Annotated in this window: 11 protein-coding genes and 1 pseudogene; 9 read left to right on the top strand and 3 right to left on the bottom strand. The window is 69.6% G+C overall.

All coding sequences use genetic code 11. From position 1 onward, the window contains the following. The first annotated feature begins 173 nt into the window (after positions 1-173). The 9 genes and pseudogenes from MILUP08_RS10630 (at position 174) to MILUP08_RS33715 (ending at position 11,388) form a co-directional block, all read left to right on the top strand. Positions 174-1,406 carry a CE1 family esterase gene (locus tag MILUP08_RS10630; RefSeq protein WP_007457422.1) on the top strand — a complete coding sequence of 411 codons (1,233 nt, stop codon included), beginning with the start codon at positions 174-176 and terminating at the stop codon, positions 1,404-1,406. After that, positions 1,358-1,594, top strand: a pseudogene (locus MILUP08_RS35225) (cellulose binding domain-containing protein); the annotation flags it as partial. The gene MILUP08_RS10630 and the pseudogene MILUP08_RS35225, both read left to right, overlap by 49 nt. Before the next feature lie 550 nt (positions 1,595-2,144). Continuing rightward, positions 2,145-3,689, top strand: a complete 1,545-nt coding sequence (locus MILUP08_RS10640) for a non-reducing end alpha-L-arabinofuranosidase family hydrolase (RefSeq protein ID WP_007457426.1) — start codon at positions 2,145-2,147, stop codon at positions 3,687-3,689. Between the two features lie 134 nt (positions 3,690-3,823). Beyond that, positions 3,824-4,183, top strand: coding sequence for a VOC family protein (locus tag MILUP08_RS10645; protein ID WP_202805209.1), 360 nt, complete (start codon positions 3,824-3,826; stop codon positions 4,181-4,183). A 204-nt stretch (positions 4,184-4,387) separates the two neighbouring features. Beyond that, entirely contained in the window at positions 4,388-6,208 is a 1,821-nt protein-coding gene (locus MILUP08_RS10650; RefSeq protein ID WP_237747053.1) for an ABC transporter ATP-binding protein, read from the top strand. 5 nt (positions 6,209-6,213) lie between these two features. Further along, positions 6,214-7,986 (top strand): ABC transporter ATP-binding protein, encoded by a 1,773-nt coding sequence (locus MILUP08_RS10655; RefSeq protein WP_202805256.1) that lies wholly within the window; start codon positions 6,214-6,216, stop codon positions 7,984-7,986. 22 nt (positions 7,987-8,008) lie between these two features. Next, positions 8,009-9,244: a glycosyltransferase gene (locus MILUP08_RS10660; protein WP_007457434.1), complete on the top strand. Its 1,236-nt coding sequence runs from the start codon at positions 8,009-8,011 to the stop codon at positions 9,242-9,244. A gap of 48 nt (positions 9,245-9,292) precedes the next feature. Beyond that, positions 9,293-10,570, top strand: coding sequence for a glycosyltransferase (locus MILUP08_RS10665; RefSeq protein ID WP_007457436.1), 1,278 nt, complete (start codon positions 9,293-9,295; stop codon positions 10,568-10,570). Then, positions 10,567-11,388: a PIG-L deacetylase family protein gene (locus MILUP08_RS33715; RefSeq protein WP_007457438.1), complete on the top strand. Its 822-nt coding sequence runs from the start codon at positions 10,567-10,569 to the stop codon at positions 11,386-11,388. Before MILUP08_RS10665 ends, MILUP08_RS33715 begins: the two co-directional genes overlap by 4 nt. On the opposite strand, the gene MILUP08_RS10675 is transcribed toward MILUP08_RS33715, so the two are convergent. From MILUP08_RS10675 to MILUP08_RS10685, 3 genes are all read right to left on the bottom strand, one after another. Beyond that, positions 11,351-12,526, bottom strand: coding sequence for an RNA polymerase sigma factor (locus tag MILUP08_RS10675; RefSeq protein WP_420329269.1), 1,176 nt, complete (start codon positions 12,524-12,526; stop codon positions 11,351-11,353). The two genes, MILUP08_RS33715 and MILUP08_RS10675, sit on opposite strands and share 38 nt — an antisense overlap. A 73-nt stretch (positions 12,527-12,599) precedes the next feature. Beyond that, entirely contained in the window at positions 12,600-12,956 is a 357-nt protein-coding gene (locus tag MILUP08_RS10680; protein WP_007457440.1) for a YciI family protein, read from the bottom strand. 137 nt (positions 12,957-13,093) lie between these two features. After that, the gene (locus tag MILUP08_RS10685) at positions 13,094-13,852 is read right to left on the bottom strand and encodes an LLM class F420-dependent oxidoreductase (RefSeq protein ID WP_007457441.1); all 759 of its coding nucleotides are present in this window, start codon (positions 13,850-13,852) and stop codon (positions 13,094-13,096) included. Positions 13,853-14,055 lie beyond the last annotated feature (203 nt).

A 14,055-nucleotide genomic window follows, 5' to 3' on the forward strand; every position in this document is an offset into this window, starting at 1 on the left:
GGACGACCCTGGTCCGGCTGCATGCCCCGCTCTCCCTGCCCGTCCCGGACAACCCGGCAGTGACGGTACGGCCCGTACGCCACCCGCGTGCGCCGCACCGGCCCCCATGCCGGCGCGAAGCGACTCGTTGACGGTGCATGTCGTACGGACGATCAACGGCAAGGAGTCGAGCAATGGTCCAACGGAGACAACTCCTCTCGTACATCGCGGCGGCGGCGGTTCTCGTCGCGGCGACCGGCGGTGCGCTGCGCGGCGGGTTCGGCAGCGAGGCGGCGGCCGCCACGAACGGCACCCTCGCGGCGACCGCGGGCTGCGGTAAGGCACCCACCCTCACCAGCGGCACGCGCACGATTTCCAGCAGCGGCCAGAATCGCACCTACATCCTCCAGATCCCGGGCGGTTACGACAGGAACCGTCCGTACCGACTGGTCTTCGGCTTCCACTGGCTGAACGGCTCGGCCAACAACGTCGCCTCGGCCGGCTACTACGGGCTGGCGCCGCTGTCGAACAACAGCACGATCTTCGTCGCGCCTCAGGGCATCAACGCCGGTTGGGCCAACACGAACGGCCGGGACCTGACCCTGTTCGACGACATCTCCCGGCAGGTCGAGAACGACCTCTGCGTCGACACCACCCAGCGTTTCGCCCTGGGCTGGAGCTACGGCGGGGCCATGAGCTACGCGGTGGCCTGCGCCCGACCCACAGTCATCCGCGCGGTCACCGTGCTCTCCGGCGCCAACCTCAGCGGCTGTAACGGCGGCACCCAGCCCGTCGCGTACTTCGGCATCCACGGCATCTACGACAGCGTGCTGAACATCTCCCAGGGCCGGGCGCTGCGCGACACGTTCGTCAGGAACAACGGCTGCACCGCACAGAGCCCGCGAGAGCCCAGCCGGGGCAGCCTCACCCACATCACCACCACCTACTCCGGCTGCCGCGCGGGTTATCCCGTGCAGTGGGCCGCGTTCGACGGCGACCACACCCCGAGCCCGGTCGACGGGTCGTCCAGCCCCAACGACTCCAGGACGTGGACCTCGGCGGAGATCTGGCGATTCTTCACCCAGTTCCAGTCCACCACGCCGCCGACGACCGCCCCGCCGACCACCGCCCCGCCGACGACGGCCCCGCCGACGACCGCCCCGCCGACCACCGCCCCGCCGACGACGGCCCCGCCGACGACGGCCCCGCCGACGACGGCCCCGCGACGACGGCCCCGCCGACGACGGCCCCGCCGACCACCGCCCCGCCGACCACCGCCCCGCCCACGACGCCGCCGCCGACCGGTGAGCCGGGCAGCTGCGCCGCCACCTACCGGGCGGTCAACAGCTGGCCGGGCGGCTTCCAGGGCGAGGTCACCGTCGCCAACAACACCGCCACCACGATCAGCGGTTGGACCGTACGCCTGACCCTGGGCAGCGGTCAGGCCATCAGCAGCCTCTGGGGCGGCACCAACACGGGCGCCACCGGCGACGTCACCGTCCGCAACGCCGCGTACAACGGCACGCTGGGGGCGAACGCCTCGACCACCTTCGGCTTCACCGCGACCGGCAACGGCGACACCCCGCCCGGCAACCTCACCTGCACGAGCCCCTGAACGTTCGGGCCGGGGTCCGGAGCCCCCAGCTCCGGGCCCGGCTCGGGATTGCACACCGGGGTCACCGCCAGGGCGGCGGGCAGCGTCCGCACCACAGTCCGTGTGCCGGTGGCGCGGTCTACGGAGCGCGTCCGCCCGACGTCGGGGCCCGGAGAGGCGACCACCAGGTCATGTGCGGGCGTCGATGTTAGCGCCCACCATTCTCGATCGCTCCGGTAGACCCTCCAGGGTGGATGGCCGTGCACGGCGTGTTGGCAGCGCATGACCAGCGTCGATCGGTCGCGAGGTGCTCGGCGTGACCCGACGGGCCCAGGTACCGCCAATGTTACGACTTGACGAACAGCATGTTATCGCTCACAGTCGATGGTCAAGGGCGGCGACGGCTACGGCTTACGGGGCGGGCCTGCTCCGCCGACCTTGAATCAGACGTGCGTCCACGGCATGCAGGGGATCTTGTTAGCGCGAACATCCCCGGCGCATGCACCCGGTCGCGTGTCGCGGTGCGCCCAGCTTCGGGTGACCGTTCGGCTTTTGGTGATTGAGGAGGATCATGTCTGCCTTTGGTAGGTCTCCGTCGACAGCACCGCCCGCGCGGCGGCGAGGGTGGTTGGTACGAGCGGTCTCCGCCGGCGTGGCAGCGGTGGTGGTCGCCGGCGCCGCCGCGATGGCGGTGTCGTCACCAGCGGCCGCGGCGACCGTCGACACGAGCGCCTGGTACGTGTTGGTGAACCGCAACAGTGGCAAGGCAGTGGACGTGTACAACCTCGCCACGACCGACGGTGCGCGGATCACCCAGTGGACGCGTAACAACGGTAACCAGCAGCAGTGGCAGTTCGTGGACTCCGGAGGCGGTTACTACCGGATCAAGTCGAGGTTGTCGGGCAAGGTGCTGGACGTGTCCGGCCGCTCGACGGCCAACGGCGGGGCGATCGTGCAGTGGTCCGACAACAACGGCACCAACCAGCAGTTCCGGTTGACCGACTCGGACAGCGGGTACGTGCGGTTGATCAACCGCAACAGCAACAAGGCGATGGAGGTGCAGGGCGCCTCGACCGCTGACGGTGGCAACATCGTGCAGTACGACGACTGGAACGGCACCAACCAGCAGTGGCAGCTCGTCCGCGTCGACGGCGGGACCGACCCCACGACGCCGCCGCCCACCACGCCACCCCCGGGCGGCACGTGTGATCTGCCGTCGTCGTACCGGTGGTCGTCGACCGGCGCGTTGGCGCAGCCGAAGTCCGGTTGGGTGTCACTCAAGGACTTCACCGTGGCCCCCTTCAACGGCCAGCAGTTGGTCTACGCCACCACGCACGACTTCGGCGACAGCTGGGGTTCGATGAACTTCAGCCTCTTCTCGAACTGGTCGCAGATGGCCTCGGCCACCCAGACCGGGATGAACTCGGGGACCGTCGCGCCGTCGTTGTTCTACTTCGCGCCGAAGAACATCTGGGTGCTCACCTACCAGTGGGGGGCCGGGGCGGCGTTCCACTACCGGACCTCGACCAACCCGACCAATCCGAACGGCTGGTCCGCAGCGCAGCCGATGTTCACCGGGAGCATCACCGGTTCGGGCACGGGGCCGATCGACCAGACGGTCATCGCCGACGACACGACCATGTACCTGTTCTTCGCCGGCGACAACGGCAAGATCTACCGGACCAGCATGCCGATCGGGAACTTCCCCGGTAACTTCGGCAGCAGCTACACGACCATCATGAGCGACACGCAGAACAACCTGTTCGAGGCCCCGCAGGTCTACAAGCTGCAGGGTCTGAACAAGTACCTCATGATCGTCGAGGCAATCGGTTCGACCGGCCGCTACTTCCGCTCGTTCACGGCCACCAGCCTGAACGGTACGTGGACGCCGCAGGCCGCGACGCAGAGCAACCCGTTCGCTGGCAAGGTCAACAGTGGTGCCACCTGGACCAACGACATCAGCCACGGTGAGCTGCTGCGCACCAGCGCCGACCAGACGATGACCGTCGACGCCTGCAACCTGCAACTGCTCTACCAGGGTCGTTCCCCCAGCTCCGACGGTGTCCCCTACGGCCTCCTGCCGTACCGCCCGGGCCTGCTCACCCTGCAACGCTGACCCTCCACCACCCCACGACCCGGGGCGGGCTCGGCACCACGCCGAACCCGCCCCGCGTCACGTGCCGGGGCCGCCCGTTCGTGCCAGGGTGGGTCATGCCATTGAACGCACACCACCTACGAACATCTGTCGCCGTGTCGGACATCGCGAGGGCCGTCGCCTTCTACGAGGGCAGGCTGGGTCTGGTGCCGCTGCGGTCCGCGCCCAGCGCCACCATCGCCGACGGCAGCCGCATCTACGCGTCCGGTGGCGGCCCGGCTCTCAACGTGTACCAGTCGGTCACCGCCGGGAAGACCCCGGCGACGTTGGCGACGTGGTACGTCGACGACATCGACGAGATCGTCGACGAGCTGTCCTCGGCCGGCGTCGAGTTCGCCCGCTACGACCAGATCGACCACGACCCGAAGGGGATCACCGAGCGGGCCGGCGGTGGTCGTATCGCGTGGTTCCAGGACCCGGACGGCAACACCTTCGCCATCGAGGCCGACGTCTGAGCTGCCTTCTCCCATCGTGCGGCGTTGCTCCGCCGCGCGTCCGCTCGCACCATGTTCCTCGATTGATTTCGACAGTCGTGTCGATCTCGCCCGCTCGACGTTCGTCGGAGAGGTGACAGCACCGGCGGTCGAGTAGGGAGATCGATGACCATGCGCAGCAGGCTGTGGGGACTGATATCCGCGCGTGCGAGCATCCTTCGCCTGATGCCCCGAGGGGGTTTCGGTCTCCTCGGCGCGCTCCTGGTGCTCAACCTGCTCCTCGCGGCACTGCCCATCGCGTTCGTCATCACGTCCAGCCTGGTGCTGGGCAAGGTGCCGGGGGCCGTCGACGGTGGCCTCGGTTCGACGGCGTGGCAGGAGTTGGTGCCGGTCTTCGCGGTGGCGGCAGGCATCTTCGTGTTGCAACAGGTGTTGGCCCCGGCCCAGCTCTCGCTGGGTGAGCTGCTCGCCCGGCGGATCGACGGCACCGTGGTGGACGACGTGATGCGGGCGTCGACGCGCAGCACCGGGGTCGCTCCGATGGAGGACCAGGCAGTCCTCGCCGACCTGCGCTACGCCGCCCGCGAGCTGGAGCACGGCCTGCAGATGTGGGGGCCGGGCAGCGCCTGCGCCGGCACGCTGGCGCTTGTCGCGCGGTACGGCCAACTGGTCGGCTACACGGCCATCATCGGTGTCGTCTACTCCTGGTGGGCGGCCCTGGCGGTGGCCGTGACAGTGCTGTGGTTCCGCAACGTGCAGCGCGGCGGTCTGCGTCGCTACGCCCACGCCCGGTTCAGCCTCATGCCCCAGCAGAACAAGGTGGAGTACGTCCGCAACCTGGCCGTGCAGGCGCCGGCGGGCAAGGAGATCCGGGTCTTCGGTCTGGCGAACTGGATGGACGGCGAGATGCGGTCGTCCTACCGCGCGTGGTTCACGCCGTTGTGGGCGGCGCGGCGGCGCGTCTACCTGTGGCCCGGTGTGTGGTCCACCGGGTTCAGCCTGATCGCCTGCGGGGCGATCTTCGCGACGATCGGGGCCACCGCGATCAACACGCTGACGCTCACCGAGTTCGTCCTGATCATGCAGGCGGCGCTGGGCGCCATCCGGCTGTCGGTGTTCTACCCGGAGGCCGACCTGGAGACCGCGATCGGCACCGAGACCCACCGGGCGGTACGACGGTTCGCCGAGCACATCGACAGGTACACCGTGCTGGAGCCGACCGGCTCGGGCGCCCCGGCGCCGGAGCCGGTCAGCGAGATCCACTTCGATGACGTGTCGTTCCACTACCCCGGCCAGGACCGGCCGGTGCTCGACGGCCTGGACCTGCGCATCCCGGTGGGCAGTTGCACCGCGATCGTCGGTCTCAACGGCGCGGGCAAGACGACACTGGTGAAACTTCTGGCACGGCTCTACGAGCCGGACAGCGGCGCCGTACGTCTCGACGGCGTCGACATCCGCGTGTTCGAGCTGTCGGAGTGGCGGGCCCGGCTCGCCGTGATCTTCCAGGACTACCTGCGCTACGAGTTCTCCGCAGCCGACAACGTGGCGTTCGGCGCGGTCGGCTCGGCCGACGATCGGGACGGGGTCCGCGAGGCCGTGGCCGCGATGGGCCTGACCGAGGTGCTGACCTCGCTGCCCCGCGGCCTGGACACGCCGCTGGCCGCGCACGTCACAGGAGGCGCCGAGTTGTCCGGCGGCCAGTGGCAGCGGCTGGCGCTGGCGCGGGCGCTGTTCGCGCTGCGGCACGGCGCGTCGGTCGTCGTGCTCGACGAACCGACCGCGAGCCTCGACGTACGCGCCGAGGCGCAGTTCTTCGACCAGTTCGCGGCGCTCACCCAGGGCGCGACCACGTTGCTCATCTCCCATCGTTTCTCGACGGTCCGGCACGCCGACAAGATCGTGGTGCTGCACGACGGCCGGGTCGACGAGGAGGGCTCACACGACGAGCTGCTGGCGCGCAACGGGCGCTACGCCGAGCTGTTCAGGTTGCAGGCCAACCGCTTCGCCGACAACGCCGACTCGGACCGGGACGAGGTGCTGCTGTGAGGGTCATGTTCTCCGGCGTCGGCAAGCTGCTGTCCGCGGCGTGGCGGATCGACGCGCGCAAGACGGTGGTCGCCACCTTCCTCATGCTGGCCCTGGCCGCGTCGGCGGCCCTGCTCGCCGTCGCGCTCGGCATGATGACCGACGCGGTCATCGGCGGGCGCGCGACGGACGCGGCCGTGCTGGGCGCGGTGGTGGCCCTGCTCGCCATCCTGGCGCAGTCCTCGGGCCAGTTCGCCATGGTCGCGTACTTCGAGCTGTCCGAACTGATCGAACTGGACCTGCACCGGGAGTTGCTGGCGGTCTCCAACGGATCTGCGGGAATCGGCCACCACGAGCGTCCCGAGCAGGCCGACGAGCTCACCGTCCTGGTTCAGGACAGCGGGCAGTTCCGCAGCAGCATGGAGTCGCTGTTCCAGGCGGCGACCATGGTGCTGGCGGTCGTCCTGGGCGCGGCGATCCTGGCGTGGCAGAGCCCGTTGCTGTTGTTGCTCCCGGTGGCCGCGGCCGTGCCGTTGTTCACCGGTCGGCTGGCGGAGAGCGCTCTGGAGCGGGCCAAGACGGGTGTCGCCGAGCCGACCCGCGTGGCGCTCAACCTCTTCCAGGCCACGACCACCGCCCGCTACGCCGGCGAGCTGCGGGTGTTCGGCGTGGAGAAGGAACTACGCCAGCGGTACGCGAGCCTGTGGCGGACCGCCACCCGTGGTCTCTACGGTGCGCACCTCAGGGCGATGGCGCTCCGTGCGGCGGGTCAGGTCGTCTTCGGCCTCGCGTACGTCGGAGCGGTGTTGCTCGTCGTGCGCAACGCGATAGCCGGGCAGCAGAGCGTCGGCGAGGTGGTCCTGGTCATCGTGCTGGCCACCCAGGTCAACCAGCAGGTGACCGGCGCCGTCACGCAGTTGCAGCAACTGCAACGCCTCGCCAACACCTATCTACGGCTGGGGCGGCTGCGCGACGCGGTCGCCGGCGCCGGGTCCACCGCCGACCAGCCCGTCCCGGACCGGCTGGTCACCGGGATCGCCTTCGAGAACGTGAGCTTCAGCTACCCGAGCACCGATCGGCCGACGCTGCGCGATGTCGACCTGACCCTGGCCGCCGGCAGCACGGTGGCGATCGTCGGTGAGAACGGCGCCGGCAAGACGACCCTGGTGAAGCTGCTGTGCGGCTTCTACCAGCCCACGGCCGGCCGGATCCTCGTCGACGGTGTCGACCTGCGACGGCTGCCCGTCGAGCGGTGGCGCGAGCGGATGGCGGCCGGCTTCCAGGACTTCGTGCGGTACGAGATCCGGGCGCTCGAAGCGGTAGGTGTCGGTGACGTGACGCGGGTGTCGGACGAGGTCGCGGTCCACGACGCGTTGGTGAAGGCGCACTCCACCGACGTTCTGCGTGCCCTGCCGGACGGCTTGTCCACCCAGCTCGGCACGTCGTACGCCGATGGCGCCGAGCTGTCCGGCGGGCAGTGGCAGAAGCTCGCCCTGGGTCGGGCGCTCATGCGCGACAACCCGATGCTGCTGCTGCTCGACGAACCCACGTCGGCCCTCGATCCGCAGGCCGAACACGAGCTGTTCGAGCGCTACGCCGAACACGCGAGGCGCGCCAGTGCGCAGACCGGGGCGGTCACGGTGTTGATCTCGCACCGCTTCTCCACGGCGCGCATGGCAGACAAGATCATCGTGGTCGGCGACGGGCAACTGCTCGAGGTCGGCGACCACGACACCCTGATGCGCGCCGGCGGCCCCTACGCCGAGATGTTCGCCATCCAGGCCAAGGCGTACAGCTGACCGACCACACGAGGAGTAAGACATGGGCCACCGGATCCGGGTATCCGTCATCATCGCCACCTACAACCAGGCCGACCTGCTGGCCGAGACACTGCGCTACCTCGTCCGGCAGACGATTCCCACCGACGAGTTCGAGGTGATCGTCGGCGATGACGGGTCGACCGATCACACCGCCGAGGTGGCGCGGTCCTTCGCCGACACCCTGCAGGTCAAGTACGTCTTCCAGGAGGACCGGGGATTCCGCGCCGCCGCCGCCCGCAACGCGGCGGCCCGGCTCGCCGCAGGCGCGCTGCTGATCACTCTCGACACCGGCTCGATGGTCGGGCCGGACTTCCTCGCCGCGCACCTGGCCGCCCACGAGGGCGGCGAGTCGCGGCGGGCGGTGATCGGCCTCAGCTACGGCTACAACCCGGAGGTGCCGACGGCGCGGGTGGACGACCTTCTCGCGCAGATGCTCCCGGAGACGGCGGTGGAGCGGTTCCGCGATCTGCCCGAATTCCAGGACGTCCGCCAGTCCTACTTCGCCGACTGCGACATGGACCTGAGCAGGCGGCTGGTGGCCTGGCAGGCATTCTGGACGCTGAACGCGTCGATGCGGACCGACGACTTCCGCCGGGTCGGCGGCTTCGAGGAGAAGTTCGAGGGCTGGGGCGGCGAGGACATGGAGCTGGCGCTCCGGCTGCAGCGCGCCGGCCTGACGATCGAGGTCGCGCCGGACGCCTGGGTCGTGGTGGCGCCGCACGAGCGCGACCACAAGGCCAACTTCGACGCGCTCTTCGTGAACATGCGGATGTTCCTGAGCAAGTTCCCGGAGCCGGTGGTGGAGCTGGGCCTGGGCGTGATGCTCGACAAGGGGGAGTTCTGGGCCTGGGAGCGGTCGTACCGCGAGCTTCTCGACTGGCGGGAGCAGACCGGCGGCCTGAGCGTCTCCGACGAGATCGCCAAGGCCCTGGCGGACGTGCCGGCCGACGAGTCGGTCGCCATCATCGGGTGCGGCGCCGAGCTGCCCGAGTCGGTGACCGGCGCGATCCTCGTCGACTTCGACGACCAGCTCCTCGACCGTGCCGTGCGTTCGGGGGACCACAGCGGCTACCACGCCGTCGGGGTGCACACGCTGCTGGCCGACGACAGCGTCGACACGGTCGTCATCACCTCCCGGATGGCCGGCCTGTGGGGCACCTGGAGCGCGGAGATCCTGGCCGAGGCCGACCGGATCGGCCGGCGGACCATCGCGTACGCCGACCCGGCCACCCCGTGAACCCGTAGGCCAGTTCGAAGGGCTGAACCGACCATGCGAAGGAGAACCATGCGCCACCGGCGGCGGGTATCCGTCATCATCGCGACCTACAACCAGGCCGACCTGCTGTCGGAGACCCTTCGGCAGCTCACCCGGCAGACGATTCCCACCGACGATTTCGAGGTGATCGTCGGCGACGACGGATCGTCCGATCACACCGCCGACGTCGTGCGCTCCTACGCCGACCTGTTGCACGTCACGTACTTCCATCAGGAGGACCGCGGGTTCCGGGTCGCGTCCGCGCGCAACGGCGCGGCCCGGATGGCGGTCGGCGCGCTGCTGGTCATTCTCGACACCGGGTCGATGGTGGGTCCGGATTTCCTCGCCGCGCACCTGGCCGCCCACGAGGGCGGCGAGTCGCGGCGGGCGGTGGTGGGGCCCAGCTACGGGTACAACCCGGACGTGCCGATGGCGGGGGTGGACGAGCTCCTCGCGCAGTTGCCTCCCGAGTTGGTGGTGGAGCGCTACCGCCACCTACCGGATTTCCAGGACGTGCGTCAGCCCTACTTCGTCGGCTGCGAGATGGACCTGAGGAGACGGTCGATCCCCTGGAAGGCCTTCTGGACCGGAAACTGTTCGGTCCGGATGGACGACTTCCGCCGGGTCGGCGCGTTCGAGGAGCGCTTCCAGGGCTGGGGTGGCGAGGACATGGAGCTGGGGTTCCGGCTGCACCGCGCCGGCCTGACGATCGAGCTCGCGGCCGAGGCGTGGGCGGTCGTCGCGCCCCACGACCGCGACCACAAGGCCAATTTCGACGAGCTGTTCGCGAACATGCGGGTCTTCCTGAGCAAGTTCCCCGAGCCCGCGGTCGAGATGGGTCTGGCCGTGATGGTGGAGAAGGGGGAGTTCTGGCAGTGGGAGCCGATGTACGTGGAGCTTCTCGACTGGCAGCAGCGGGCGCGTGGCCTGAGCGTCGCGGACGAGATCGCCCGCGCCCTGGCGGATGTGCCCGACGACGAGGCGGTCACCATCATCGGGTGCGGCGGTGAACTGCCCGCATCGGCGACCGGCGCGACAGTCGTCGACTTCGATCAGGAACTCCTCGACCGCGCCGTGCGTTCGGGGGACCACAGCGGCTACCACGCCCTCGGGCTGTACACGCCGCTGAGCGACGACAGTGCCGGCACGGTCGTCATCACCTCCCGGATGGCCGGCGTCTGGGACACCTGGGGGATGCAGATCCTCGCGGAGGCCGGCCGGATCGGCCTCCGGACGATCTCGTTCGTCGATTCGGTGGTGCCGGCCGCACATGCACAGGAAACCCAATTCGAAGGGAGAGCCGCATGACAACGCTTGTGGTGTCGCCGCATCTCGATGACGCGGTGCTGTCCTACGGCGGCCACCTCGTCCAGTTGGTCGACGCCGGCGAACACGTCGTCGTGTACACGGTGTTCGCCGGGAGTCCCGAGCCGCCGTACTCGCCGATCGCGACCGCCTTCCACGACCAGTGGGCGATCGTCGGTGATCCCGTGGCGGCGCGACGCGACGAGAACGCCGCGGCCCTCGCCACGCTCGGCGTCGATTCGCCGTACCTGTGCGGTCCGTTCCTCGACGCGATCTACCGCAGGTACGCGCACGGCGGCTGGGTGATCGACGACGAGAACCCGATGGATCACCACGCCGACGACGAGGACGACCTGGTCGCCGACATAGCCTCCGACATCGAGCGGGTGATCGGTGAGTTCTCGGCCGACCGGGTCGTCACGTGCGCGGCGGTCGGCAATCACGTCGACCACCGGCGCACCCGCGACGCCGTCCTCGCCGCGGTAGCCAGGACCGACTCGCCGCTGTCACTCTGGGACGACTTCCCCTACCTCGCGTGGCCGGGAGTCAACGTCATGCCGGCGCTACCGCCGGGCGTGCGTGTGTCGGAGCCGGTGGCCGTCGCCATGAGTGAGAGCGAGTGGGCCCGCAAGCTCCGCGCGGTCGGCGCCTACGCGAGTCAGATCGCGATGCTGGAGAGTGGTGGCCAGACCATGAGCGAGCAGTACGCCGACGACTGCGCGAACCGTCGCGGCCACCACGGCGTCGACGGTTTCTACGAGACCGTCCGTGCGGTGCTGACGCTCACAGATTCCGCTCCACTTCGGTCAAGCGCTCACTGAGGAACGCGCGCTCGACGTCGTTGTCGGTCAGGGTCAGCGCCTCCTCGTAGGCCGTCCGGGCCTGCGACCACTGCCCCAACTGGCGCAGGAAGTCGGCCCGGGCGGCACTGAGGTATCCGTACGTGGCCAGGGCCGGATCGGCGAGCAGGGGATTCAGCGCGTCGAGGCCGGCGCGGGGGCCGTCGCGGAGCCCGATCGCGACGGCCCGGTTGAGATGGACCACGGGCGAGGGCCAGAGCCGGAACAGGGCGTCGTAGAGGGCGACGATCTGTGCCCAGTCGGTGTCCCGCCAGCTCGGCGCCTCGGCGTGCAGGGCGGCTATCGCGGCCTCCAGGGCGTACCGCGTCGGTGGCCGCCGGCGCAGCGCGTCGGTCACCAACGACCGGCCCTCGGCGATGAGCTGTCGGTCCCAGCGCGAGCGATCCTGCTCGGACAGCAGCACCAGCCGCCCGTCGGCGGACATGCGGGTGTCCTGGCGCGAGGCGTTGAGCAGCAGCAGCGCGAGAAGCGCGCTGATCTCGGCGTTTGTCGGCATGAGCAGATGCAGCATCCGGGCCAGGCTGATCGCGCTGTCCACCAGATCCTGGCGTACCAACTGCGCGCCGAGTGGCGCCGTGTGGCCGGTGGTGAAGATCAGGTGGACGACCTCCAGGACGGCGCTCACCCGCTCCTCGAGCTGGTCCGGGCCCGGCACGCGATACGGGATGCGGGCCGCGGCGATCTTCTTCTTGGCCCGGGTGATCCGGGCTGCCATGGTGGCCGGCTGCACCAGGAACGCGCGGGCGACCTCGGGCGTGGACAGCCCGCAGACCAGGCGCAGCGTCAGGGCGACCTGCGCCTCCCGGGCCAGTGCGGGGTGCGAGCAGGTGAAGATGAGGCGCAGCCGGTCGTCGACCAGGCCGTCCTCGGGGCCTGGCGTGGTCTCGTCGGCGACGAGCAGCGGCATCTTGCGACGGAACACCGACTCGCGGCGCAGGACGTCGCGGGCCCGGTTGCGCGCGATGGTGGTCAACCAGGCACCCGGTCGGTCGGGGACGCCGGTCTCCGTCCAGGTCTCCAGGGCCTGTGCGAACGCGTCCTGCGTGCACTCCTCGGCGAGGTCGAGGTCCCGGGTCAGATGGGCCGTGGTGCTGAACACCTGGGCCCAGTCGCGGCGGTGCGCCTGGGCGACCGCCGCGACCACCTCGTCCTTCATCCGTGGGTCGGCCACGTCAGCCGTGGTCGACCACCGGGCGGATCTCCACACCGCTGTGCGAAGCGTGCACCTCGGGAAGCAGCGTCGCCATCGACAGGACCTCGTCCAGGTCGGTCGCCTCGATCAGGTAGTACCCGCCGAGTGCCTCCTTGGTCTCCAGGAACGGGCCGTCGGTCGTCTGGATCTGGCCCGTCGAGTCCGAGCGCAGCGTGGTGGCCGTGGGCGCCATCTCCAGCTGCTGGCCGTCGATGATCTGCGTGCCGGCCTTGGCGACGAACGCCTCGTGCGCCGCGTCGTGCGCCTTCCACTGCTTGTCGGTCATCGCGTCCCACTGCTGGGCGTCGCCGTAGATGAGGATCATGTACTTGGCCATGTCTCATGTCCTGTCGTGTGCCGGCCCCCTGGGTGGTGGCCTCTACATTACGACGGGTCGCGCGGGCGGTAGATCGACAGCAGCGACGAAAATCTGGGCCCGGGCGGTCCGGCACGTGTCCCGCCGGCTGACCCGGTTCAGTCGCTGGCGTGTGCGAGCAGGCGGTCCAGGGGTTCCAGGTCGAACGGGGTGTCCAGGCCCAGGATGACGTGGGTGGCGCCGGCCTTGAGGTAGGCGTCGACCTCGTCCACCTCCGCCGTCTCGATCATCGTGGTGCGTTCGATCTCGGCGGGATCGCGGCCCTGCTCGGCGCACCAGCGGTCGAGGACGGCGCTCTTGTGGGCGAAGCGCTCCGCCGAACCGAAGTCGTTCCACATGTCCGCGTACTGGGCCACGATGCGCAGGGTCACCTTCTCGCCGCCACCGCCGATCAGCAGTGGCACCCGCGACGCCGACGGGACCAGCGCGGCCAGGCGGGAGCGTACGGTCCGCACGCCGTCCTCCAGCGCCCGCAGTCGTTCCGGGGCGCTGTCGAACCGGTAGCCGAACTCGGTGTAGTCCCGCTCGAACCAACCGGCGCCCAGGCCCAGGATCAGCCGACCGTCGCTGATCTGGTCGACAGTGCCCGCCATGGCCGCGAGCAGGTTGGGGTTGCGGTAGCTGTTGCACGTCACGAGCGAGCCGAACCGGGCGCGCCGGGTGTCGGCGGCGAGCGCGGCGAGGGTGGTCCAGCACTCGTAGTGGGCGCCGTCCGGGTCGCCGTACAGCGGATAGAAGTGGTCCCAGGTCCAGACGGTGTCCACACCGAGCTCGTCCGCGGCACGCCAGCTCTCGCGTAGCTGGGCCATCTCGCAGTGCTGCGGCTTGAAGAGCACCCCGACCTTGAATCGAGCCATGACCGTCTCCTCTGGGTTTACGCGCTATCGAGTCGAGGATGCCCGGGACAGCTCGGCAAAACCTCTCTTGAATTGCTGTTCCGATGCCATGAGGGCACGGGCGGAGTGGATTTCCGCGCTCGGCAATCGAGAAGAAAAATGGAACCCGAGAGGTCATTAGGTTCAGCGGCAGATACCGCTCTTTCGCACCACCGGATCCCTGC

The sequence above is a fragment of the Micromonospora lupini str. Lupac 08 genome (assembly GCF_000297395.2).
Lineage (GTDB): Bacteria > Actinomycetota > Actinomycetes > Mycobacteriales > Micromonosporaceae > Micromonospora > Micromonospora lupini.

Bases quoted from the DNA above. Each gene is read 5' to 3' on its own strand.
- MILUP08_RS10630 (WP_007457422.1), top strand. From the start codon at position 174: ATGGTCCAACGGAGACAACTCCTCTCGTACATCGCGGCGGCGGCGGTT.
- MILUP08_RS10640 (WP_007457426.1), top strand. From the start codon at position 2,145: ATGTCTGCCTTTGGTAGGTCTCCGTCGACAGCACCGCCCGCGCGGCGG.
- MILUP08_RS10650 (WP_237747053.1), top strand. From the start codon at position 4,388: ATGCCCCGAGGGGGTTTCGGTCTCCTCGGCGCGCTCCTGGTGCTCAAC.
- MILUP08_RS10655 (WP_202805256.1), top strand. From the start codon at position 6,214: ATGTTCTCCGGCGTCGGCAAGCTGCTGTCCGCGGCGTGGCGGATCGAC.
- MILUP08_RS10660 (WP_007457434.1), top strand. From the start codon at position 8,009: ATGGGCCACCGGATCCGGGTATCCGTCATCATCGCCACCTACAACCAG.
- MILUP08_RS10665 (WP_007457436.1), top strand. From the start codon at position 9,293: ATGCGCCACCGGCGGCGGGTATCCGTCATCATCGCGACCTACAACCAG.
- MILUP08_RS33715 (WP_007457438.1), top strand. From the start codon at position 10,567: ATGACAACGCTTGTGGTGTCGCCGCATCTCGATGACGCGGTGCTGTCC.
- MILUP08_RS10680 (WP_007457440.1), bottom strand. From the start codon at position 12,956: ATGGCCAAGTACATGATCCTCATCTACGGCGACGCCCAGCAGTGGGAC.
- MILUP08_RS10685 (WP_007457441.1), bottom strand. From the start codon at position 13,852: ATGGCTCGATTCAAGGTCGGGGTGCTCTTCAAGCCGCAGCACTGCGAG.